The 21360-nt window shown below is 74.6% G+C and carries 21 protein-coding genes; 9 read left to right on the top strand and 12 right to left on the bottom strand.

Translation table 11 applies throughout. From position 1 onward, the window contains the following. Positions 1–16: 16 nt before the first annotated feature. From ACIGXM_RS20010 to ACIGXM_RS20000, 3 genes are all read right to left on the bottom strand, one after another. Positions 17–1012, bottom strand: coding sequence for an ABC transporter substrate-binding protein (locus ACIGXM_RS20010; protein ID WP_396562659.1), 996 nt, complete (start codon positions 1010–1012; stop codon positions 17–19). Between the two features lie 71 nt (positions 1013–1083). Beyond that, positions 1084–2139 (bottom strand): ABC transporter permease, encoded by a 1056-nt coding sequence (locus ACIGXM_RS20005; RefSeq protein WP_396562658.1) that lies wholly within the window; start codon positions 2137–2139, stop codon positions 1084–1086. Then, entirely contained in the window at positions 2136–2903 is a 768-nt protein-coding gene (locus ACIGXM_RS20000) for an ATP-binding cassette domain-containing protein (RefSeq protein ID WP_396562656.1), read from the bottom strand. Before ACIGXM_RS20000 ends, ACIGXM_RS20005 begins: the two co-directional genes overlap by 4 nt. A gap of 175 nt (positions 2904–3078) precedes the next feature. Here ACIGXM_RS20000 and ACIGXM_RS19995 point away from each other — a divergent pair, with 175 nt between their 5' ends. Further along, complete coding sequence (locus tag ACIGXM_RS19995) at positions 3079–4116, top strand: LacI family DNA-binding transcriptional regulator (RefSeq protein ID WP_396562655.1); 1038 nt, start codon at positions 3079–3081, stop codon at positions 4114–4116. 182 nt (positions 4117–4298) lie between these two features. After that, positions 4299–6068 (top strand): enoyl-CoA hydratase-related protein, encoded by a 1770-nt coding sequence (locus ACIGXM_RS19990; protein ID WP_396562653.1) that lies wholly within the window; start codon positions 4299–4301, stop codon positions 6066–6068. Here the strand turns inward: ACIGXM_RS19990 and ACIGXM_RS19985 are convergent. Then, entirely contained in the window at positions 6065–7699 is a 1635-nt protein-coding gene (locus ACIGXM_RS19985) for an amidohydrolase (RefSeq protein WP_396562651.1), read from the bottom strand. The genes ACIGXM_RS19990 and ACIGXM_RS19985 overlap by 4 nt on opposite strands. Before the next feature lie 123 nt (positions 7700–7822). Between ACIGXM_RS19985 and ACIGXM_RS19980 the strand changes: the two genes are divergently transcribed. After that, positions 7823–8845 carry an AsnC family transcriptional regulator gene (locus tag ACIGXM_RS19980; RefSeq protein ID WP_396562649.1) on the top strand — a complete coding sequence of 341 codons (1023 nt, stop codon included), beginning with the start codon at positions 7823–7825 and terminating at the stop codon, positions 8843–8845. A 63-nt stretch (positions 8846–8908) separates the two neighbouring features. Here ACIGXM_RS19980 and ACIGXM_RS19975 read toward each other — a convergent pair whose 3' ends face one another. From ACIGXM_RS19975 to ACIGXM_RS19965, 3 genes are all read right to left on the bottom strand, one after another. Then, the gene (locus ACIGXM_RS19975; protein ID WP_396562648.1) at positions 8909–9703 is read right to left on the bottom strand and encodes an SDR family oxidoreductase; all 795 of its coding nucleotides are present in this window, start codon (positions 9701–9703) and stop codon (positions 8909–8911) included. Between the two features lie 116 nt (positions 9704–9819). After that, entirely contained in the window at positions 9820–11958 is a 2139-nt protein-coding gene (locus ACIGXM_RS19970) for a restriction endonuclease (RefSeq protein ID WP_396562646.1), read from the bottom strand. 72 nt (positions 11959–12030) lie between these two features. After that, the gene (locus ACIGXM_RS19965) at positions 12031–12618 is read right to left on the bottom strand and encodes a class I SAM-dependent methyltransferase (protein ID WP_396562644.1); all 588 of its coding nucleotides are present in this window, start codon (positions 12616–12618) and stop codon (positions 12031–12033) included. 85 nt (positions 12619–12703) lie between these two features. Between ACIGXM_RS19965 and ACIGXM_RS19960 the strand changes: the two genes are divergently transcribed. The 5 genes from ACIGXM_RS19960 (at position 12704) to ACIGXM_RS19940 (ending at position 16177) form a co-directional block, all read left to right on the top strand. Next, positions 12704–13471 (top strand): AraC family transcriptional regulator, encoded by a 768-nt coding sequence (locus tag ACIGXM_RS19960; RefSeq protein ID WP_396562642.1) that lies wholly within the window; start codon positions 12704–12706, stop codon positions 13469–13471. Between the two features lie 154 nt (positions 13472–13625). Next, positions 13626–13826, top strand: coding sequence for a YegP family protein (locus tag ACIGXM_RS19955; protein WP_396562640.1), 201 nt, complete (start codon positions 13626–13628; stop codon positions 13824–13826). A 175-nt stretch (positions 13827–14001) separates the two neighbouring features. Beyond that, the gene (locus ACIGXM_RS19950; protein WP_396562638.1) at positions 14002–14946 is read left to right on the top strand and encodes a hypothetical protein; all 945 of its coding nucleotides are present in this window, start codon (positions 14002–14004) and stop codon (positions 14944–14946) included. Between the two features lie 133 nt (positions 14947–15079). Further along, positions 15080–15310 (top strand): DUF6296 family protein, encoded by a 231-nt coding sequence (locus ACIGXM_RS19945; protein ID WP_396562636.1) that lies wholly within the window; start codon positions 15080–15082, stop codon positions 15308–15310. A gap of 120 nt (positions 15311–15430) precedes the next feature. Further along, on the top strand, positions 15431–16177 hold the full coding sequence (locus tag ACIGXM_RS19940; protein WP_396562634.1) for a GntR family transcriptional regulator: 747 nt from the start codon (positions 15431–15433) through the stop codon (positions 16175–16177). A gap of 288 nt (positions 16178–16465) precedes the next feature. Here ACIGXM_RS19940 and ACIGXM_RS19935 read toward each other — a convergent pair whose 3' ends face one another. From ACIGXM_RS19935 to ACIGXM_RS19925, 3 genes are all read right to left on the bottom strand, one after another. Next, positions 16466–16975, bottom strand: coding sequence for a universal stress protein (locus ACIGXM_RS19935; RefSeq protein ID WP_396562632.1), 510 nt, complete (start codon positions 16973–16975; stop codon positions 16466–16468). 211 nt (positions 16976–17186) lie between these two features. Next, positions 17187–17453 carry a DUF6295 family protein gene (locus tag ACIGXM_RS19930; protein ID WP_396562631.1) on the bottom strand — a complete coding sequence of 89 codons (267 nt, stop codon included), beginning with the start codon at positions 17451–17453 and terminating at the stop codon, positions 17187–17189. A 2-nt stretch (positions 17454–17455) separates the two neighbouring features. Then, positions 17456–18199, bottom strand: coding sequence for a dienelactone hydrolase family protein (locus ACIGXM_RS19925; RefSeq protein WP_396562629.1), 744 nt, complete (start codon positions 18197–18199; stop codon positions 17456–17458). A 49-nt stretch (positions 18200–18248) separates the two neighbouring features. On the opposite strand from ACIGXM_RS19925, the gene ACIGXM_RS19920 reads away from it, so the two are divergent. Continuing rightward, positions 18249–18758 carry a MarR family winged helix-turn-helix transcriptional regulator gene (locus ACIGXM_RS19920; RefSeq protein ID WP_396562627.1) on the top strand — a complete coding sequence of 170 codons (510 nt, stop codon included), beginning with the start codon at positions 18249–18251 and terminating at the stop codon, positions 18756–18758. Positions 18759–18775: 17 nt separating this feature from the next. On the opposite strand, the gene ACIGXM_RS19915 is transcribed toward ACIGXM_RS19920, so the two are convergent. Further along, the gene (locus ACIGXM_RS19915) at positions 18776–19720 is read right to left on the bottom strand and encodes a diacylglycerol kinase (RefSeq protein WP_396562625.1); all 945 of its coding nucleotides are present in this window, start codon (positions 19718–19720) and stop codon (positions 18776–18778) included. Beyond that, on the bottom strand, positions 19717–21357 hold the full coding sequence (locus ACIGXM_RS19910) for an FAD-binding oxidoreductase (RefSeq protein WP_396562624.1): 1641 nt from the start codon (positions 21355–21357) through the stop codon (positions 19717–19719). Before ACIGXM_RS19910 ends, ACIGXM_RS19915 begins: the two co-directional genes overlap by 4 nt. Between the last annotated feature and the right edge of the window lie 3 nt (positions 21358–21360).

Raw genomic sequence — 21360 nt, 5'->3', positions numbered from 1 at the left:
ATAAGCTGATGGAGCGTCAGGAATCGCAGCTGGCCTTGTAGAGGAACTGGGCGATCGACGGGTCGTTCAGGTTGTCGCGGGTGATGCTGGCCAGGTCGGTCTGGATGGTGGCGGTGACCGGCTTGCCGGTGAGCGCGTTGTTCAGCTGCTCCACCGCCTGCTGTCCGATCCCGTACGGATCCTGCGAGATCAGCGCGTCCACCGTGCCGCTCTCCAGCGCCTGTACCTGCTGCGGGCCGGCGTCGAAGGAGACCACCTTGACCTTGCCCTGCTTCCCGGCGTTCTTCAGGCCGGTGCCAACCCCCTCGCCGGTCTGCGAGTTGGCGGCGAAGATGCCCAGCAGGCCGGGGTGGGCCGAGAGTTCGTCGCTGACCGCGGAGGCCGCACCCTGCGCGGTGTCGCCGACCTGCCGGACGTCGTCGATCCTGATGCCGGGGTACTTGGCGGCCAGCTCCTGCTTGAAGCCCTGGATCCGGGCGTTGGTCGTCGTGGTGGTCAGGTCCGGCGTGAGCACCACCACCTCGCCGGTGCCGCCGACGAGTTGGGCCATGGTGTCGGCGGCCTTCTGGCCGCCCTGCACGTTGTTGGACGAGATGTGGGTGATGCCGAGGCTGCCGTCGGTGAGCGTGGTGTCGACGATGGCCACCTTGGATCCGTTGCTCTGCAGCGTTCTGACCGGCCCGGCCAGCGAGTTGGGGTCGACCGGGGAGATCAGCACACCGGCCGGGCGGTTGGCGGCGACGCTGTCCACCGAGCTGACCTGCTCCGGCACGCTCCACTCGGGCGAGCCGGTGGCGCTGAAGCCGTCGCCGAGCTTCTTGGCCTCGGCGGCGGCGCCGCACTTCATGGTGATGTAGAAGGGGTCGCCGGTGTTGCCCGCGATGAAGGCGATGCTCCTGGCACCGGAGGCGCTGCTCCCGCCGGAGCTGCCGCAGCCGGTGAGGGCGCCGAGCGCGAGCGTCGCGGCCGTCGCGACCGTCAGGTAACGCCAGGACACGGAGGCAGGGGGCATGGTGAGGGATTCCTTTTCTGTGCGAAGGGCGCTGTCTGTGCGAGGGAGTCGGGTGCGCTGCCGGCGGGACGTCAGCGTCGCTGCCGGCGGCGGCGCCGCAGCTGGTCGGCGTAGACGGCGGCGATCAGCACCGCGCCGACCGCGACGGTCTGCCAGAAGGACTGCACCTGCAGGATGGTGAACCCGCTCTGCAGCACGGCCGGGATGAAGACGCCGATCACCGTGCCGATCACCGATCCGGTGCCGCCGAAAAGGCTGGTGCCGCCGAGCACGACGGCCGCGATGGCGTTCAGGTTGTCCTGGGTGCCGCTGGTGAGCGTGGTGCTGCTGAAGTGCGCCAGGTTGAGCACCCCGGCCAGCCCGGCCAGCAGGCCGGAGAGCGCGTAGACCTTGATCAGGTGGCGGTCCACCCGGATGCCGGCCCGGGCGGCGGCCTCGTCGTTCGAGCCGATCGCCCGGGTGTAGCGGCCGAACCGGGTGGCGCCGAGGGCGAAGGCGGCGATCGCGACCACCGCCACCGCGATGACGATCAGCCAGGGGATCCCGGCCACGGTGCCGCTGCCGACCGAGTTCGCCAGCGCCGCGGGCACGTTGCCGATGTCCACGCCGTGCGTGATGATCTGCGCGAAGCCGAGCGCCATGCCGAGGGTGCCCAGCGTGACGATCAGTGGCGGCACCTTGGCCTTGCTGATCAGGACCCCGTTCAGCGCGCCCCAGCCGAGCCCGGCCAGCAGTCCCGCCGCGCTGCCCGCGGCGATCACGCCCCACCCCGCCTGCGGCCCGCCGTCCAGTACGTTCATGGTCCGGACCGCGACCACCCCGGAGAAGATCAGTACCGAGCCGACCGACAGGTCGATGCCGGCGGTGACGATCACGTAGGTCTGGCCCACCGCCAGTACCACCAGGATCGCCGACTCCACGGCGATGCTGCGGAACTCGAAGGTGGTGGCGAAGGCGTTCGGCCGCAGCGCGGAGAAGACCGCCACCAGCGCGGCGAGCACCAGGAAGGTCCAGAGCGCGTTCTCGCCGCGGACCCGCTGCCAGAGCGCGGCGGGCGCCAACCGGGCCGGGGGAGCGGCGGACTCGGCCGCCGGACGCGGACTCCCGGACGTCTGTATACCGCTCAAGCTGCATCATCCTCGTTCGACAGGGCGCCGGTCATCGCGCCCACCAACTCCTCCAGCGAGGTCTCCGCGGCCCGGAAGCGGGCCACCCGCCGCCCCAGCCGGAGCACCTCGACGCGGTCCGCGACCGACAGCACCTCGGGCATGTTGTGGCTGATCAGGACGACCGAGACGCCGCGGTCGCGGACTCGCCTGATCAGCTCCAGGACCCGCTCGCGCTGCACCACGCCCAGCGCGGCGGTGGGTTCGTCCATGAAGACCACCCGGGAGGCCCAGGCCACCGACCGGGCGATCGCCACGCTCTGCCGCTGGCCGCCGGAGAGGGTGGCGACCGGGGCGTCGATGTCCTTGAGCCGGACGCCGAGTTCGGCGAAGGCCTCGATCGAGCGGGTGCGCATCGCGCGCCTGTCCAGCACGCCGAGGGCGCCGAGCAGCCCGCCGCGGCGCGGCTCCCGGCCGAGGAAGAGGTTGGCGGCGGCGTCCAGGTCCGGGGCGAGCGCGAGGTCCTGGTAGACCGTCTCGATTCCCAGGGCCTGCGCGGCCCGCGGCCCGGCGAAGGTCACCGGCTCGCCGTCCAGCAGGATCTCCCCGCCGCTCGGGGCGACGGCGCCGACCAGGGTCTTGACCAGGGTCGACTTGCCGGCGCCGTTGTCCCCGATCAGGGCCACCACCTCCCCCTGGTACACCGAGAAGTTGGCCTCGCGCAGCGCCTGGACCTGGCCGTAGGTCTTGACCAGCCGGCGCGCTTCGAGCAGTGGTGCGGTCACCCGTCCTCCTTGCTCCGACAACGTTGTCGAGGTTGGCATGAACTCACGTTGGCTAGGCCCTGTCAATACTTCCGACGGAGTTCGACGAAGTGTCAGCTGACAGGTTTGCAAGGGCATTTGGAGCAACTACGCTGGCCCGGGCTGTGACCTGACAACGTTGTCGAGAGGACCCGGGATGACCGAGCAGACGGACCGCTCCGCGCCCGAGACGGCGGGCCGGCCGACCATGAAGGACGTCGCCGCGCTCGCCGGTGTCGGCCTCAAGACCGTCTCCCGGGTGGTCAACGGCGAGCCGGGCGTCCACGAGTCGACCGCGGCCCGGGTGCACCAGGCGATCGACCAGCTCGGCTTCCGGCGCAACGACGGCGCGCGGCTGCTCCGGCAGGGCCGACACACCAGCAGCGTCGGGCTGATCCTGGAGGACGTCGCCGATCCGTTCTACTCGCTGCTCACCCGGGCCGTGGAGGAGGTGGCGCGGGCCCACGGCTCGCTGCTCTTCACCGGCTCCTCGGCTGAAGACCCATCCCGGGAACGCGAGTTGGCGCTGGCCTTCTGCGCCCGGCGGGTGGACGGCCTGGTGATCGTCCCCACCGCCGCCGACCACGGCTACCTGGCCGCCGAGGTGGCCGCCGGCACGGCCGTGGTGACGGTGGATCGCACCCTGCCCGGGCTGGACGTGGACACCGTGCTCACCGACAATCCGGGCGGCACCCGCACCGGCGTCGAGCACCTGCTCAGACAGGGCCACCGGCGGGTCGGCTACCTCGGCGACGCCCCCGACATATTCACCGCCGCCGAGCGGCTGCGCGGCTACCAGGGCGCGATGGCCGACGCCGGCTGCCCGGTGGACCCGGCCTGGGTGTCCATGGGTCGGCCGGAACCGGTCGGCCTGCGGCTGGCGTTGGACCGGATGCTCACTGGTCCGCGCCCGGTGACCGCGCTGGTCTGCGGCAACAACCGGACCACGGTCGCCGTGCTGCGCGAGCTCGCCGCGCTGCGGCGCTCCCCGGCGCTGGTCGGTTTCGACGACTTCGAACTCGCCGACCTGCTGGCCGTCCCGGTCACCGTGGTCGCCCAGGACCCGGCGCGGCTCGGGCGGATGGCCGCCGACCTGCTCTTCCGCCGGCTGGCCGGAGAGCGCGGTCCCGCCCAGCGGATCGAGCTGCCCACCCAGCTGATCCCGCGCGGCAGCGGGGAACTCCCGGTCCGCTGACACGTGCTGGCGGTCGACCGCCGCCCGTCCGCCGCCCGGCCCACTGCTCCGAACGGGTGACGCGCCGGCATGCCCCGCTGCGCCCCGGCCGCGCCTCGTCCCGAGTCGCCGGGCGGTGCGGCACCATCTGCCCTGGCCGGACCGTCGCCACCGCCCCGGGGCGCCCCGGCCGGGAGGTTGCGATGCGGATCCTGCTCGTGGCGAGCGCGTTCAACAGCCTGACCCAGCGGGTCTTCGCCGAACTGCGCGACCGCGGCCACACCTTGGCGGTGCAGCTGGTGGCCCCGCCCGCGTTGGGCGACGCGGAGCTGCGCGCCGCCGTCCGCCGGCACCGGCCGGAGCTGCTGCTGGCCCCGATGCTGCGCAGCGCGATCCCGCCGGACGTCTGGTCGGCGCACCCCTGCCTGATCGTCCACCCCGGGCCACCGGGCGACCGCGGGCCGTCCTCACTCGACTGGGCGATCCACGAGGGCGCCACCGGGTGGGGCGTCACCGTGCTGCAGGCGGGCGAGGTGCTGGACGGCGGCGACATCTGGGCGGAGGTCCGATGCCCGCTGCCGCCGGTCGGCAAGAGCGATCTCTACCGCAACGAGATCTCCGACGCCGCGCTGGCCGCCGTGCTGCTGGCGATCGAGCGCTTCGACTCCGGCGGGTACGCCCCGCGCCCGCAGCACGGCCCCGGCTGGGACGTCGCCGACCACACCCGGCCGTACTTCGCCCAGGCGCTGCGCCGGATCGACTGGACGAGCGCGCCGACCGTCGAGGTGCTCCGCACGCTGCGCGCCGCCGACTCCCGACCCGGTGTGCTGGACGAGCTGTTGGGCGCCGAGTGGTACCTGCACGGCGGCCACCCGGAGGACGAGCTGCGCGGCGAGCCCGGCGCCCTGATCGCCACCCGGGACGGCGCGATCTGCCGGGCCACCACGGACGGCGCGGTGTGGATTCCCCAGCTGCGTCCGCGCCGCACGCCGGGCGGCCCGGCCACCTTCAAGCTGCCCGCGGTCACCGCGCTCGGCGACCGGCTGCCGCCACTGCCCGAGCGGCCGGCCCCGCTGGAGCGGCCCGCGAACCGGCGCACCTGGAGCGAGCTGCGCTACCACGAGAACGGCCAGGTCGGGTTCCTGCGCTTCGGCTTCCCCGGCGGGGCGATGAGCACCGGCCAGTGCCGACGGCTGCTGGAGGCCTACCGCTACGCCTGCCGGCGGCCGACCTCGGTGCTGGTGCTCGACGGCGGCCGGGACCTCTTCGGCAACGGCATCCACCTCAACGTGATCGAGGCCGCGGCCGACCCGGCGGCCGAGTCCTGGGCCAACATCAACGCGATGGACGACCTGGTGGCGGCGATCCTCACCACCTGCGACCGGTTGGTGGTCGCGGCGCTCGGCGGCAACGCGGGGGCCGGTGGCGCGATGCTGGCGCTGGCCGCGGACGAGGTGTGGTGCCGGGACGGCGTGCTGCTCAACCCGCACTACAAGCTGATGGGCCTGTACGGCTCGGAGTACTGGACCTACATCCTGCCGCGCCGGGTGGGTGGTGCGCTCGCCCAGCGGCTCACCGGCCGGGCGCTGCCGGTCACCGCGGCGGCGGCCCAGCGGCTCGGCCTGGTGGACCGGCTGATCCCCTGCCCGGCCGAGGAGTTCGGCGTGGAGACGGCCCGGTACGCGGCGCTGCTGGCGGCCTCGCCGCACCTGCAGGACCGGATCACCGCCAAGAAGGCGGCCCGCGAGCGGGACGAGGCGGCCAAGCCGCTGCGCACCTACCGGGCCGAGGAACTCACCGTGATGCGAAGGCAGTTCTTCTCGCCCGGCGAGCCGTACCACGTGCTGCGCGGGGCCTTCGTCCGCAAGGAGCCGCCGGTGCGCAACCCCGCCCACCTGGCGGCCGAGCCGCCGGCCGTCCCGGCGGTCCGGCCGGCCCGGGCAGACGCCGGGCCGACCCCGCCGGGGACCTAGGCAAGGTGCGCGATCCGGCCGCCGATCACCGTCAAGGTGGGTGCGAGGCTGAGCAGTTCGTCCACCGGAACGGTGAACGGATCGGCCGGGTAGGCGGTCAGATCGGCCGGGGCACCGGGGACGAGGGTGCCGGTGGCGCCGCCGCCGAGCAGCTGCGCCCCGGCGACCGTGTAGCGGCGCAGGGCCTCGGCGCGGCCGATCGCGTGCCGCGGCCCGAGCAGGCCGGCCGGGGTGTGCCGGGTGGTCATGCCGTGCACGCCGCGCAGCGGGTCGAGCGGGCCGATCGGGTGGTCGGTGCCGGCACTGAACCAGGCTCCGGCGTCCTCCAGTTGGCGCAACGGAAAGAGACCGGCGGTCCGCTCGGCACCCCAGGCGGCCGTCAGCGGCTCGGCGAGCCCGTCCAGCAGGGCCTGCTGCACGGTGAGATGGAGACCCAGCCGGACGGCCTCGCCGATCAGTTCGGCGCCGATCAGACCGGCGTGCTCGATCACCAGCAGTCCCGGCGGGATCGGGCCGGTCCGCTCGACCACCTCGCGTACCGCGGCCAGCAGCACCGCGATGGCGCGGTCGCCGAACGCGTGGGTGCCGACCGGCCAGCCGCGGCGCACGCAGGTGGCCAGGGCCGATGCCAACTCGCCCTGCTCCCAGAGGAGATCGCCGGAGTAGTCCGGCCGGTCGAGGTACGGCCGGGTCAGTGCGGCGGCCTCCGCGCCGCCGTCGAGCACGAACTTCAGGCCCCACAGGCGCAGCAGGCCCTCGCCCGCGCCGGGCCGGATCCCCTGCGCCTCCAGGGCGTCGAGGTAACCGGCCATCGAGCCGGCGGAGTTGATCGCGGTCGGGGTGGACATCATCATCACGTGGCTGCGAACGGCCAACTGGCCGTCCTCCTGGGCTTGTTGGTAGCTCCGCCACTCCGCCGGGGTGACGGCCGGGTCCCGCACGGTGCCGAGCCCGTGCGCCGCGTAGCCGGCGGACGCCTGGGCCATGCCCGCGGCGAGGGCGTCGGCGGGCAGGGGTGGCAGGGCATGCTGGGCGAATTCGAGTGCGGCGTCCTGCACCCAGCCGGTCGGGTGGCCCGCGGCGTCGCGGGCGATGAAACCGCCGGGCAGGTCAGGGGTGTCGGGGCCGAGCCCGGCCAGCCGCAGCCCGGCGGAGTTGAGCACGCCGTTGTGGCCGCCGCGCAGGGCCAGCACGGGGTGCTCGCCGGTGGCCCGGTCCAGCTCCGCCGCGGTGGGCATCCGGCGCTCGGCCAGCCGCAGTTCGTGCCAGTCGGCGCCGGTGAGGATCCACTGCCCCGGTGGGGTCAGCGCGGCCCGCTCGCGGATCAGCTGGACGAACTCGGCGATGTTCCGGGCCCGGGAGACCGGCACGCCCAGCACGTTGCGGGCCGCCAGCATCAGGTGGTTGTGGGTGTCGACGAACGCCGGGAGCACGGTGAGGCCCGGCTCGTCGAGCACCGTGGTGTCCGGGCCGCGCCAGGCGGCCAGCAGGTCCGCCTCGTCGCCGGGCCCGGCCACCGCCACGATCTCGCCCGCGCGCACCGCCAGCGCGGTGGTGGGCGGCGCGGCCGGGTCCATGGTGTGCGTCGCACCCGCGCGCAGCACCAGATCGGCTGCCGACTCCCTGCTCATCCGACTCTCCGTTCCCTGGGGTTTCCGGCTCATCGGTGATCGTTGATCGCCGGTGGGCGCTGGTGCCAGAAGACGTCATCAGAACGCAGGAAACCGGACAGGAATACGCCTAGAATGCCGATCATGCGCCATGCCCTGGAGGACGCCGACCGGCGGATCATCGCGGCCCTGCTGGCCTCGCCCCGGGCCTCGTGGCGCACCGTCGCCCGGGCGCTCGGCGTCTCCGAGCGGACCGTGGTCCGGCATGCCGGACCGCTCTTCCAGGACCGGACCGTGCGCACCACGGTGGTGCGGAACCCGGTCCACTTCCCCGAGTTGATCCCGATGGCGCTGCGGGTCCGGTGCCGCCCGCCGCGGATCCGGGCCGTCGCCGCCGCGCTGGCCCGTCGCCCGGACACCGTCTGGGTGGACATCCTGGGCGGCGGCGACGAGATCAGCACCGTCGTCTTCCTGGACGGCCCGGAGAAGCGCAACGCCCTGCTGCTGCGCGACCTGCCGGCGACCGACGCGGTCGATTCCTGGACCGCCTACACCCTGCTGCGGGTCTTCCCGGTCGCCTTCGGCTGGACCGGCGGTCTGCTCTCCCCGGCCGAGGTCGAGTTGCTCGGCTCCGAGTCACCGCTGCCGGCGGTCGAGCCGGCGGACCTCGGGCCGGCGGGCGTCGAGCCGCCTGGTGGCGGGCCGTCGCTCGACGACACCGATCACGCCCTGATCGCCGCGCTGGCCGACAACGGGCGGGCCACGTACACCGAGCTGGCCCGGCACGCGCGGACCACCGCGCTCACCGCGCGCCGCCGCACCGAGCGGCTCGCGGGACGGGTGGTGCGGCTGGCGACCGAGGTGGACCTCGCACTGCTGGGCGTGCACGCCGAGGCGCTGCTGTGGATCACGGTGGCGCCGGGCGGACTGGCGGAGACCGCGCAGGCCCTCAGCAGTCACCCGCAGATCCGCTTCACCGCCGCCACCACCGGGCCGGCCAACCTGCTGGCGGCGGTGGCTGCCACGGATCTCGCCGAACTGTACGAGCTGTTGACCGGCACGGTCGGTGGGTTCCGGTGGATCGCGAGCATCGAGACGACGCCGATCCTGACCACGTACAAACGGGCCGGCCTGATCCGCCGCCAACCGGACCGGCCGCCGGGCTGAGCCGGCGCGGCGGCAGCGGGATCGGGTGGTCAGCGGGACCGGTTTGGTCGGGGAGGCCGGAGGTCAGGGCTCCTGGGCCGTCGGGCGCACCAGCATCTCGTTGACCGCGACGTGCGCGGGCTGGGTGACCATGAAGGTGATCGAGCGGGCGATGTCCTCGGCCTGCAGCCAGTCGCTCCGTGGCAGGCCGCGGACGGCGGTGGGGACGGCGACGGCCGCCATCTCGGTCTCCGTGATGCCCGGTTCGACCAGGCCCACCCGGACCCTCCGCCCGGTCACCTCCTGGCGCAGCCCCTCGCTGAACGCGCACACCGCGTGCTTGGTCGCCGAGTAGACGGCGTTGTCCCTGCGCACCAGCCGGCCCGCGACCGAACTGACGGTCACCACGTCGGCGACCCCGCGCGGGCCGTCCGCCGCCGCTCGCAGCAGGTGCGGCAGCGCCGCCTGCGAGGCGTGCAGGACGGCGGTGACATTGAGCTCGACCATCCGCGTCAGGTCCGCGGGCTCGACCTCCTCGAGCGCGCCCATCGCCACGTAACCGGCGTTGTTCACCAGCAGATCCAGCCGTCCGCAGTGCTCCGCGGCGTCCTCGACGGCCTGGCGCACCCGTGCCGCGTCCCGCAGGTCGGCGGTGAGCACGACGGACGAGCCGCCCCCGTCGCGGATCGCGGCGGCCAGCTCCGTCAGCCGCTCGGTGCGGCGCGCGACCAGGGCCACGGTGGCGCCCTCGCGGGCCAGCGCCAGCGCGGTGGCCGCCCCGATCCCGCTGGACGCGCCGGTCACCAGCGCCGCACAGCCAGCCAGCGGCGGACCGGCCACCTCGGCGGCGCTGACGTTCCCGGCGTTCGTATCGCTCATGACCGCACCTTGCCCCACCCGGTCCGCGACCGCATCCCGGCGGTCCGCCGACCGGACCCCGACCGGCGCCCGGGCACGGAGGGGGCCTTCGGAGCAGCGCCGGGCGGGCACGGGGGCTACTCGATCACCACGCCGCGGTGGGTGGCGAGGCCGGCCAGGCCGCCGGGGACCGGGGTGGGGGTGGCGGTGAACCGCCAGCCGTCGGGGTGACGCCGGAAGGAGCCGAGCGACATCGCGGTGTCCGAGATGCCGCTGGTGGCGCCGGTCCAGGCGGCCAGTTGGGCGTCCGACACCCCGTCGGTCACCTGGAGGGCCAGGCCGCGGACGTAGCCGAGCGGCAGGGCCGGCCCGGGCTCCTCCTCGGTGGAGACCGCGACCGCGACCTCGTCGGCGTGCGGATCGAGCAGGTGCAGGTCCACGGTCAGCGCGAGGCTGCGCAGCGGTCCCCCGGGGGTGGTGCGGGCGGTGCCGAGCCGGACGGCGCCGGCCGGGTCGGCCGGGTTGTTGAAGAAGACGAAGTGCTCGTCGCTGAGCACCCGGCCGCCGGCGCAGACGAAGACCGAGACGTCGAGCTCGACCTGGTCGCCGCCGTCGGTGCGGGGGTGCCAGTCGATCCGGAGCCGGGCCGACGAGCCGTCACGGGCCCTGGCGGCGGCAGCGGCCGGCGCCGGTCCGAGCCGCCCGCGCAGCCCCTGCTCGGCCAGCAGCTCCACCAGCTCGGGCCCGGTCACCAGGGAGAGCGGCTTGTTCTCGATGTACGAGTAGGAGCCCTTCCCGAAGCCGGCCGTGGTGACCAGGATGCCCTTGATCGCGCCGTGGTGGCGCACCGTGCCGTCCAGGTCCCGGACCGCGGTGGGCGGCACGGTGTGCCGGTAGCGCTTGGCCTGGATGACGATCTTTCCGCCGGTCACCGGGTCCGGGTCGATCGCGACCACGTCGACCCCCTCGTCCCCGCTGCGTGCCGTGGTCTCCACCCGGTAGCCGCGGGCCCGGAACAGCTCGGCGATCAGCTGCTCGAACTCGATCGGGTCCATGGTGAACAGGTCCGGGTCGTCCTCGCCGCCCTGCCCGGCCACCGTGTCGCCGACCGCCTCCGGCAGCCGCTCCGGCCGAACCTCGTCGAGCCGTTCGGGGCGGGCCGAGAGCCGGCCGCCCAGGCCCTCCAGGCACTCGACCGGTGCCACCCGGTCCAGCGCGATCGCGCCGAAGGCGGCCCGCCCGGCGGTCACCGCCAGCAGCACCCGACGGGCCTCGCGCCCGGTGGCCGGGTCGACGCCCCGCACGGAGCCGGTCAGCGCGACCGAGTCCAACAGCCGGTACTCGTCCGCCCGGAACAGTTCGTCGAGCACCCGCAGCGCGCTCTGCGCCAGCACCTCGCGGTAGATCCGCCTGCGCTCGGTGGCCGCGCGGGCCACCGGGGCCTCGCGGTCGTCGGCCTTCACGTAGCGAACGCGGGCGTGCTCGGGCACCACCTGGTACGGCGGCAGCTCCCAGCCGACCACCAGCTGCCGGGCGGGGCCGTCCCAGGCCAGCGCGAGCTGCCGCGGGAAGCCCTCGGGCCAGCCCGCGGAGCCGTACAGCACCGCGCTGAAGTACTCCCGGACGGCCTCGCCCTCGGCCTGCCGCAGCCCCTCGGCGAGCCGCTCGGTGCCGGCGATCCGCTCGGCGTCCTGCCGGCGCTGCTCCTCGGCCCAGGCCAGGTAGCTCTGGTGATAGGCGGTGAGCCGCTGCTGCCGCTCCGCCTCGGCGTGCTGGGCCTGCCGCCAGTCCTGCTCGAACCGGGCCCGGGCCTGCGCCTGCGGCTCCTCCGAGCGGCGGCGCTGGAGCAGGCCCCCGGCCGGCTGCACCTGGTAGTGCCCGGGGTCGGGCATCGGGATCGGGGTGCCGAGCGGTCCGGGGTCGAAGGCGGGCAACCGGACCGGCGTCAGCAGGGACCTCAGGCTGAACCCCGGCCGCTCCCGACCGGTCCGCAGCACGCCTTGCAACTCGGCCACCCGGGCGTCGAGTTCCGCGGTCCGCCGGGCCGCATCGGCCTCCCGGGACTGCTGGTGGGCGCGCAGCCGCTCGCGCTCGTCACGGGCGGCGGCCCGCTCCGCCTCGCGCGCCGCTCGTTCGCTCTGGCGCTGGGCGGCGGCCTGCGCCCGCCACTGGGCCTCCTGCCGGCGCTGCTCCCGCCGCTGCGCCTCCGCCCAGATGGCCAGCACCCCCTGGCTCTGCCGCCTCGCCGTCACGTCCACCCCTTCGCCCAGCTCCACGCATGGCCCCTTGCCTGGGAAAACACCTTAGCGAGCCGGGGCGGGCGGTGGTACGGGCGGTGCTGTGCGGGGTCAGTGCGGTCCGGCCGGCCCGAGGGGACGGTGACCGAGGAAGCGGACCCGCACCCGGGGCTCGTGCGCCACCTCCACCCGGTCGAACCCGGCCCGCCGCAACCGGCCGGCCAGGGTCCGGGAGTCCAGCACCACCATGGTGTCCCCGAGGTGCAGCAGCCGGAACCTGACGGTGAGTTGACTGTCCACGCCGCGGAACACCCCACCCGGGCGCAGCACTCGGCAGGCCTCGGCGAAGAGCGCGTCCTGCCGCGCCACGGACGGCACGTGGTGCAGCATCGTGAAGCAGACCACCGCGGAGAACCGGCCGTCAGGGAAGGGGAGTCGAGCGCCGTCGCCGTGCACCACCTCGACCCGGTCGGCGAAGGTGGCGCGCAGCAGACGCACCGAGGCCTCGTCGATCTCCACCGCGGTCAGCCTGGGCACCCGCTCGGCGAGCACCCGGGTGGTCGCCCCGAAACCGGGACCGATCTCCAGGACGTCGTCGCCCAGGTCCACCCCGGCGAGGTCGCCGGGCATCCGCTGGGCGACCGAGGCGGCCCAGTCGGCGGACGAACAGATGCGTCGGTGCAGGAAGTTCATCGGCATGCTCGGGACCCTAGGCGCGCGGCGCGGGTGGCCGGGAGACGCCGTCGGGCCAAGAAGTGTCGCATCGGGGCCCTAGGTTGACGGTATGACGACGGACGTGGTGAGTGACGGGGACGTTCCGGTGGGCATCGGGGTGCTCGTGGTGGGCTCGCTCCCGCTCACCGCCGGCCACTGGTTCGCCGAGCACCGTCACGCCTGGCACCAACTCGCCTGGGCCGACCGGGGGGTGATCGCGGTGCGGGTCAAGGACAGCTCCTGGGTGCTGCCGCCGACCCGGGCGCTCTGGGTGCCGGCCGGCACCGCGCACCGCACCGGCGCCACCCACGACGCCGTGCTGCGCCGGATCTACCTGGTTCCGGAGCGCTGTCCGTTGGACTGGGACACCCCGACCGCGGTGGCGGTCGACGGGCTGCTGGCGGGGCTGCTCGACCACCTGGACCGCCCGGACCTCGCCGAGCCGGTCCGGGGGCGGGCCGAGGCGGTCCTCTTCGACCTGCTGCACCCGCTGCCCAGCACGCCGATCGCCGTCCCCGAGCCGGTCGACCCGCGGGCCCGGGCCGTCGCCGCGCTGCTGCTCGCCGACCCGGCCGATCCGCGCACGCTGGAGGCGCTGGCCCGGGCGGTCGGGAGCAGCCGGCGGACCGTCAGCCGACTCTTCGTCCGGGACACCGGGATGCCCTTCGACCGCTGGCGGACCCAGCTGCGGCTGCGGGCCGCGCTGCCGCTGCTGGCGGAGGGGCAGCCGGTCTCCCGGGTGGCCCACGCGGTCGGCTACGCGACCCCGAGCGCGTTCCTCGCCGCGTTCCGACGGACGGTGGGTACCACGCCGCGGCGCTATCTGCACGGGACCTGAGGCGACTGTGGCTGCGGCGCCACGCCCCGGAAGTCGGCCCGGCCGACCCTGCGGTCACCGGGAGGGTACCGGCGGAAGCGGCAGCGGATGCCGTCCCCCGGTATCCGGCGTAGCTTGCGGAACAGGACAGCATCCGTGGGATGGGGTGATCGCTATGGCCGCGCACTTCGAGGTCTACGAGGACAAGGCGCACCACTGGCGCTTCCGGCTCAAGGCGGGGAACGGCGAGATCGTCGCCGTCGGCGAGTCCTACCCGACGAGGTCGGGGGCCGAACGGGGCTGCGAGGCGGTCAGGCGGGCGGCGGCCGAGGCGGACATCCGCGAGCCGATGCCGGACGCGCACGACCCCATGTGACGCGCCCGCACGACGACCACCGCCACACCGCGCGGCGGTCGTCGTGCGGTAGGGGCCGTGCGGACGGCAGGTGGCGGCGGGTCAACCGCCCGGTAACGTCTCGGTTCGGGAGTCCGAGGTAACGATCGACTCCGTCCTCCTTGCCCGGGCGCCGCCGCACGGTCAGGATCCGGCCATGCCGCTCTTCGGAATCCGCCGGACCCCCACCGCCCGCCTGACCCCGGAACTCGACGACCGCGACCTCGGCCGGGTGCGCAAGCAGGTCGAAGCGCCCGCGATCTCGGGCATGTCGGAGATCCAGATCGACCAGGTCGAGCGGCTGCTCAAGGACACCGGCGCCGACTGGGACCGGCGGGCGCACCGGATCGGCGTGCTCGCCGAGAGCGCCGCCGACTCGAACCTGGCGCGTTCCTGGTTGCTGCGCCGCCCGCGCCACGCGGACGCCCTGGTCCTGCACGCCCGGGTCGACCTGGTCCGGGCGCGCCGCGCGAACGGCACGGTGGACGCGCAGGCGGTGGCCGACAGGTGCTACCGCGCCGCCGAGCTGTGGCCCGAGGACCCGACGCCGTGGGTGGTCCTGCTCGGACTGCTGCGGGTCCAGCGCAGCCGGCCGCACGAGGTGTTCGCGGTCTGGGACGAGATCACCAGCCGGGACCCCTGGAACCGTGACGCGCACCTGGAGATGCTCGGCTACCTGGGCCCGGAGGAGGGCGGCTCGCGCAGCCAGACCCTGGACTTCGTCGACGCGACGGTCTCCGGGATGCCCGCCCAGGCGCCGACCGCCGGACTGGCGCTGACCGCCGAGGTCAGCCGCTACCGGCGGACCGTGGTGGCCGGCGGGGTGGACGCGCTGCTGGCCGACCGGCTCTGGGGGCACGCCCACCCGGCGGCGATGCTGGACCGGGCGCTGGCGGACTGGACGGTCCCGGGGTTCCTGGCCCACGCGGCGGCCCTGGCCGACCTCAACCTGCTGGCGTACGCGCTGGTCGAGGCCAAGCGCCCGCGGGACGCCGGCCAGGTCTTCGCGCTGCTCGGCGGCACGGTGACGGCCTGGCCGTGGGGGCTGGACGGGCAGCCGGTGGAGCGTTTCAGCTACTGGCGGTCACGCTCGCAGGGCTGAACCGCGGGGCGCCGGCCCGGCCCGGGTTCGTCTTGCGGCCGAGCGGGCCGCGGGCGGAGGGTGGTCGGAGGCGGTGGGGGCGAACCGCGCGGAGCGCGGGCCGCCCGCCGCGAGGCGACCGGGAGGTGTAGCCATGTCCGCGAGCGCGTACGAGCTGGTCTTCGTCCGCCAGACCGGGGCGGAGGAGCACGAGGACGTCGTGGTGGTCCGCCCCACGGGCGCCAGCGGACCGGGTGGCCACCCGGTGTTCGCGGACGACACGGGGGTGGTCCGGGCCGAGATCAGCGATCGCGGCGAGATCCGGATGCTCGCCACCGGCGGTCACCAGGACCTCGAACCGCCCCGCACGGTCCGGGAGGTGTAGCTCCGCCAGCACGCATCCCCGCTCGGCGAGTCCGGAGAGCTTGTCTGACAAGTGCTCCGATAGCCTGGCACTGTTCCGCCAACCGGGCGGAGTGCGGGCGGGAGCACCGAGGACGGGGCGATGGCAGGCGACGACGTGCGGCGGCGGCCGGTGGTGGCGCTCTACGAGCGCGTGATCGAGGCGATCCAGCGGGGCACCTACCCGCCCGGCTCGCAACTGCCCTCCGAACCGAGGCTCGCCGCCGACCTGGGCGTGAGCCGCCCCGCCCTGCGCGAGGCGCTGATCCTGCTGCAGGAGGACGGCGTCATCGACGTGCGCCGCGGGGTGGGCCGGACGGTCCGCGCCCAGCCCCGCCGCCAGGGGTTCGAACGGCTCTGCCCGATGGAGGAGTTGCTGGCCGAGGGCGGCCCGGTCGAGGTGCTGCCGGTGCGTCGGCTCCGCGAGGGGCCGACCGAGTTCTCGCTGGCACGGCTGCTGATGCCGGTCGACGGCCGCGGCTGGTTCTGGGAGAGCCTGATCGAGGTGGACGGTCTGCCGGCCTGCCTGGCCCAGGAGTGGTCGGCCACCGACGAGGTCCTCGACGCCGCGGAGCCGGCACTGGCCGAGGCGGTCGGCGCGGCCCGGGAGAGCGCGCACACCATGTTGCGCACCGTCCTGCGGCACGGGCGCGGCGCGCGCCCGCGCGGTGCCAGCAGCATCGCGGCCAGCATCCTCGGCGAGCAGCGCGGCAGGCAGTTCGGCCGCGCCGCGGACACCCCGGCGTTGCTGATCACCCAGACCGTGCGGGCCGGCCGGACGCCCCTGCTGGCGGCCAAGTACCTGCTCCCCGCCGGCGCCCCGGCGCTCGGCCTGCGGCAGAGCGGCTGAGCACACCGGCCCCACCCGTTGACTCGCCTGCACTTGTCAGACATCATTCGTCCAGTCGGCGCACCGTCCCACGGGCGGGCCAGGGCAGTCACCAGGGCCTGCACGCTGCCGACCGAACCCTCCTCGCCCGACCTTCCCCGCTTCCGGGGCGAGGGGGATACCCGGGAGCCGGCCCAGCCGACCCCCGTCCCGTGCGACACGCACACCCCCGTCGGGGAGTGCCACCTGCGATGACGCTGGCGGCGCTCCCCGGCCCAGTCGTGCCCGGGCCGCGTGCAGCGTGGACGCTCAGGCGGCGTGCGAGAGTTCGCGCAGGTCCACGGTGCGGGCCAGCCGTCGCAGGTCGGTCTGCAGGGCGGACGGCGGGACGGCGATGACGGCGCAGCTCGCGTGGGCGAGGCAGTAGCGGCTCACCGAGCCGTGCACCAGCCGGTGCAGCCGGCCCTGGCGGCCGGTGCTGACCACCAACAGGTCGTCCGGCCGGTCCGCGACCTGGGTCAGGACCGGGCCGGCCTCGCCGCGGATCACCAGCGGGTCCACCCGCAGGCCGGTCGGGAAGCCGCCGAACGCGTCCTGGAAGGCGTGCCCCAGGCGGGCGTGGGCGGCCTCCTCCCAGGTCCGCAGCAGCGGCGGGCAGGGCTGGGCGCGGTAGTTGCGCTCGCCGCCGACCGGCGTCCAGGTCAGCACCGGGACCAGGGTCGCCTGCCGGGCGCGGGCCTCGTCCACCGCGCGGTGCAGTGCGGTCAGGCTGTTCAACGAGCCACTGACTCCGACGATGACGCGCGCGACGTCCGACATGGTCCTTTGCTTCCTTAGGTCGACTGTGGTCCGCCCCACCGGGATCGGTGCGGCGCTCTCTGGGATTATATTGTCAGATCTGCAGTGATGCCTGCAAATCGAAGGTGAACTGGCGATTAACCCTTTCATCTAAACGACATCGGGCGACCACGGCAGCAGTGCCGTGATCGCCCGACGGTGGTCGTGCCAAGCAGGTCGGAAGGTCGGGAAGTCAGCTGGTCAGCTCCGGCGGAACCGCGGCCAGCGCCTCCTGGACGGCGGCCACCAGCCGGCGCGCCGACTCCGCGGTCAGCTCCAGCGCGACCCGCGCGGACGGTCCCTTGGACGGGTCGCTGAGGTCGATGTTGAGCGTGTGCTCGGCCATCGCGTGCACCGGGTGGTCGAAGTACACCGTCAGGTCGGAGACGTGGAACCAGGAGCCGCCCGGGCCCTTGGCGCTGCCGTCCAGGGCGTCCTTGACGGTCGTGTAGGTGCACATGCTCAGGCTCCCAGGTGCCGGCCGAAGAAGGCGGCGATCCGCTCCCAGCCGTCGTTGGCGGCGGCCACGTTGTAGGACGGGCGGTCCACCGAGAAGAAGGCGTGGCCGGCGCCCTCGTAGCTGTGGAACTCGAAGTCCTTGCCGTGCGCGGTGAGGATCTGCTCCAGCTCCGCCACCTGCTCCGGGCCGGGGTACTTGTCCTCGGCGCCGAACAGGCCCAGCAGCGGAGCGCGCAGCGCGGGCAGCTGGTCGACCAGGTTGGTGACCTTGAAGGGCATGCCCTCCGGCGGGGTGCCGGTGACGAACGCGCCGTAGCAGTCCACCGCGGCGTCGACGTCCAGGTTGCAGGCGGTCAGCACGGTCTGCCGGCCGCCGGAGCAGTAGCCGATCACGCCGACCTTGCCGTTGGAGCCGGGCAGCGCGCGCAGGTGGGCCGCCGCGCCGGCCACGTCGCCGAGCAGCCGCTCGTCGGGCACGCCACCGGCGGCCCGGGCGACCGCGGCCGCGTCGGCCGGGTCGGCGCCGGGGGCCTCGCGGGAGTACAGGTTGGGGCAGATCGCGTCGTAGCCGAGCTCGGCGAAGCGGCGGACGATCTCCTTGGTGGCCCGGTCGTAGCCGGGCATGTGGTGGATGACGACGACGCCGCCGCGCGGCTCGGTGGTCTCCGGGCGGGCCAGGTAGGCCTCGATCTCGTCACCGTTGTGGCCGATGACCGTGACGCTCTTGGCGGTCAGGGAATCTGTCATGTCGCCAGCTATATCATAAGGCGCAACTGATAAGCCTATACTGATAATCATGACACCCCTGAGCGATGCCGTACGCCCGGTCGCGGGTGAGTCGGCGGGCGAGGCGCCCGCCGACGCCGACGCGGCCCGGGTCGCCGCCGACCTGCGCGCCTGCCTCGGCCCGCTGGTGCGCCGGCTGCGGCAGGTCAAGCCGGAGGGGGAGCTGACCCTGTCGCAGACCTCGGTGCTGGTCCGGCTGGACCGCGACGGCCCGGCCACGCCGACCGAGTTGGCCGCGGGCGAGGGCATCCGGCCGCAGTCGATGTGCGCGATCGTCTCGGCCCTGCAGGAGCGCGGCCTGGTGGCCCGCAGCCCCGACCCGGCGGACGGCCGTCGGGTGGTGGTCTCGCTCACCGAGGCCGGGCTGGCGGGCCTGCGCGGGGCCCGCCGGGAGCGGGGGCGGCGGCTGACGCACGCGATCCGTGAGGAACTGACCGCCGATGAGCTGGAGCTGCTGGCCGTGGCCATCCCGCTGCTGGAGCGGATCAGCCATCGGGTGTCCAGACCCGGCCAGGACTGACCGGCCCGGTCCCGGCGTCAACTCCCCGTCTGTCGCGGGACGATGACGCGCAGCGCGGCCGGCTCGACGCGGACCTCGGCGGGGAGCGGGCCGACGTGGTCGCCGTCGGCGTAGGCGTTGATGCCGGGGGAGTCGATCCGCAGCGCGGTGGTGCGGTAGGTGCGGACGGCGTCGCGCAGCACGTGGGTGCCCTTGAAGACGGTGGGGAAGAACCGGACCAGCCGGCGGCGGGGCATCGCGTCGATCAGTGTGACGTCGAGCAGGCCGTCGGCCGGGTCGGCGTCCGGGCAGATCAGCATGCCGCCGCCGTAGCTGCGGGTGTTGCCCACCGCGGCGAGGGTGAGCGGCCCCTCCAGCACCGTGCCGTCGGCCAGCACCAGTCGGAACGGCAGCGGGCGCAGGCCGGCCAGCTCGGCGAGCATCGCGAGGTTGTAGCGCAGCCGCCCGCGCGGCCAACTCAGTTGGTTGGCACGGTCGCTGACCAGCGAGTCGAAGCCGGCGGCGAGTACCGAGCCGAAGTAACGGGTGGTGCCGTCGGCGGTGTCGATCCGGCCGAGGTCGACGGTCGCGACCGTGCCCTCGGCGATCACGTCCGCCGCCGCCTCCGGGGCTCCCAGCGGCAGCTGGTACGCGCGGGCGTGGTCGTTGCCGGTGCCGGCCGGGACGATGCCGAGCGGCAGGCCCGTCCCGGCCAGCGCTTGGAGGGCGAGCGCGATCAGGCCGTCGCCACCGGCCACCACCAGGGCGTCCGCGCCGCCGTCGGTGGCCGCCCGGGCCAGCCGCAGCGCGTCCGCCGGATCCGACCCGGCCACCGGGCGGACCTCGACGCCGTGCTCGCGCAGCCGGGCGGTGGCCCGCCGCGCGGCCTGCTCCGCCCGGCCGCCGCCCGCGGCCGGGTTGACCAGCAGGACGACCGCGCGGACCGGCCGGCCGTCCGGGCCCGCGCCGGGCACCGCGGTCACGGGATGAGCTTGCCGGGGTTGAGGATCCCGGCCGGGTCGACGGTGCTCTTCACCGCGCGCAGGATCGCCACTCCGAGGTCGCCGACCTCCTGGTTCATCCACGGCCGGTGGTCGGTGCCGACCGCGTGGTGGTGGGTGATGGTGCCGCCGCCGGCCATGATCGCGTCGCTCGCCGCCGCCTTCACCGCGCTCCACTGCGCGATCGGGTCGCCCTGCTGGGCGGCGACCACGGTGAAGTAGAGCGAGGCGCCGGTCGGGTAGACGTGCGAGAGGTGGCAGAGCACCAGCGAGGTGCTGCCGCTCTTCTCCAGCGCCTGCTGCAGGGCGGCGGTCACCGCGGTCTTCAGCTCGGGCAGCCGGGCCCAGTCGGTCGCGGTCTCCAGGGTCTCGCAGAGCGCGCCCGCGCTCAGCAGCGAGTCGCGCAGGTAGGGCGCGTTGAACCGGCCGTGCTCCCAGGCCTCGGCGGGCCCGGCGCCGAGCGAGTCGCCGCCGGCCGCCAGCAGCACCTCGCGGGTCAGCCGGTGGCGGGCCGTCACCTGCTCCTCGGTGCCCTCGAAGACCGTCACGGCCAGGCAGCCGCCGGTCACCTGGGTGCCGCCGATCTGCTCCGTCATCGCCAGGTTGACGGCGGTCTCGGCCTCGTCGGAGAGCCGGATCACGGTCGGTCCGGTGCCCCGCTGCTCGACCGCCCGCAGCGCGGCGGCGCCGGTGGCGAAGTCGGGGAAGCTCCAGGCCTCGTGCACCCGGACGGCCGGCGCCGGGTGGACCCGCAGCCGGACCGCGGTGATCACGCCGAGCACGCCCTCCGAGCCGAGGAAGAGCTCGCGCAGGTCGGGGCCGGCCGCCGAGGCCGGCGCCCGGCCCAGGTCGAGCACGCCGGCCGGGGTGACCACCCGCAGCCCGCGGACCATCTCGTCGAACCGCCCGTAGCCGGCCGAGTCCTGGCCGGAGGAGCGGGTCGCCGCGAAGCCGCCGATGGTCGCGTAGCGGAAGCTCTGCGGGTAGTGGCCGAGCTCGTAGCCGCGCTCGGCCAGCAGCTCCTCGGCGCGCGGGCCGGTCAGGCCGGCGCCCAGCACGGCCTCGCCGGAGGTCTCGTCCAGCGAGTGCAGGGCGTCGAAGCGGCGCAGGTCGAGCGAGATCACGGCCGGGAAGTCGGCCCGGACCGGGTCGACACCACCGACCACGCTGGTGCCACCGCCGAACGGGACCACCGCGATCCGCCGCCGGGCGCAGAGCGCCAGCACGGCGGCGATCTCGTCCTCGCTGCCGGGCAGCACCACGGCGTCCGGCGCGTCCTGCGCCTCCCGGTCACGCCGGCGCAGCAGGTCCAGGGTGGACTTGCCGCCGGCCCGGGGCAGCCGGTCGGCGTCGGCGGCACTGACGTACGACGCGCCGACGATCTCGGCCAGCGCGGCCAGGTCCTCGGCCGACAGGGCGGACGGGCGCAGCACCACCTGGTCGGCGGTGGGCGCCTCGGCGTCCTGCCCGGAGATTCCGAACACCTGCGCCAGCAGCGTCCTGATCTCCTCGGAGAGCGGCTTGGCGAGGGCCGGGTCGCCCCAGGCGTCCCACTTCATCGGCGGCAGCGGCAGGACGGCCGCCGGGTGGCCCGGTGCTGGTCGCGGATCGGATGACATGCG

Source organism: Kitasatospora sp. NPDC052896 (assembly GCF_044547075.1).
In the GTDB taxonomy this organism is placed as follows: Bacteria; Actinomycetota; Actinomycetes; order Streptomycetales; family Streptomycetaceae; genus Kitasatospora.
This window is presented reverse-complemented; position numbering and strand designations above follow the sequence as displayed.

Coding starts and splice junctions, on each gene's coding strand:
- ACIGXM_RS20010 (WP_396562659.1), bottom strand. CDS start 1,012: ATGCCCCCTGCCTCCGTGTCCTGGCGTTACCTGACGGTCGCGACGGCC.
- ACIGXM_RS19995 (WP_396562655.1), top strand. CDS start 3,079: ATGACCGAGCAGACGGACCGCTCCGCGCCCGAGACGGCGGGCCGGCCG.
- ACIGXM_RS19990 (WP_396562653.1), top strand. CDS start 4,299: ATGCGGATCCTGCTCGTGGCGAGCGCGTTCAACAGCCTGACCCAGCGG.
- ACIGXM_RS19985 (WP_396562651.1), bottom strand. CDS start 7,699: ATGAGCAGGGAGTCGGCAGCCGATCTGGTGCTGCGCGCGGGTGCGACG.
- ACIGXM_RS19980 (WP_396562649.1), top strand. CDS start 7,823: ATGCGCCATGCCCTGGAGGACGCCGACCGGCGGATCATCGCGGCCCTG.
- ACIGXM_RS19975 (WP_396562648.1), bottom strand. CDS start 9,703: ATGAGCGATACGAACGCCGGGAACGTCAGCGCCGCCGAGGTGGCCGGT.
- ACIGXM_RS19965 (WP_396562644.1), bottom strand. CDS start 12,618: ATGCCGATGAACTTCCTGCACCGACGCATCTGTTCGTCCGCCGACTGG.
- ACIGXM_RS19960 (WP_396562642.1), top strand. CDS start 12,704: ATGACGACGGACGTGGTGAGTGACGGGGACGTTCCGGTGGGCATCGGG.
- ACIGXM_RS19955 (WP_396562640.1), top strand. CDS start 13,626: ATGGCCGCGCACTTCGAGGTCTACGAGGACAAGGCGCACCACTGGCGC.
- ACIGXM_RS19950 (WP_396562638.1), top strand. CDS start 14,002: ATGCCGCTCTTCGGAATCCGCCGGACCCCCACCGCCCGCCTGACCCCG.
- ACIGXM_RS19945 (WP_396562636.1), top strand. CDS start 15,080: ATGTCCGCGAGCGCGTACGAGCTGGTCTTCGTCCGCCAGACCGGGGCG.
- ACIGXM_RS19940 (WP_396562634.1), top strand. CDS start 15,431: ATGGCAGGCGACGACGTGCGGCGGCGGCCGGTGGTGGCGCTCTACGAG.
- ACIGXM_RS19935 (WP_396562632.1), bottom strand. CDS start 16,975: ATGTCGGACGTCGCGCGCGTCATCGTCGGAGTCAGTGGCTCGTTGAAC.
- ACIGXM_RS19930 (WP_396562631.1), bottom strand. CDS start 17,453: ATGTGCACCTACACGACCGTCAAGGACGCCCTGGACGGCAGCGCCAAG.
- ACIGXM_RS19925 (WP_396562629.1), bottom strand. CDS start 18,199: ATGACAGATTCCCTGACCGCCAAGAGCGTCACGGTCATCGGCCACAAC.
- ACIGXM_RS19920 (WP_396562627.1), top strand. CDS start 18,249: ATGACACCCCTGAGCGATGCCGTACGCCCGGTCGCGGGTGAGTCGGCG.
- ACIGXM_RS19910 (WP_396562624.1), bottom strand. CDS start 21,357: ATGTCATCCGATCCGCGACCAGCACCGGGCCACCCGGCGGCCGTCCTG.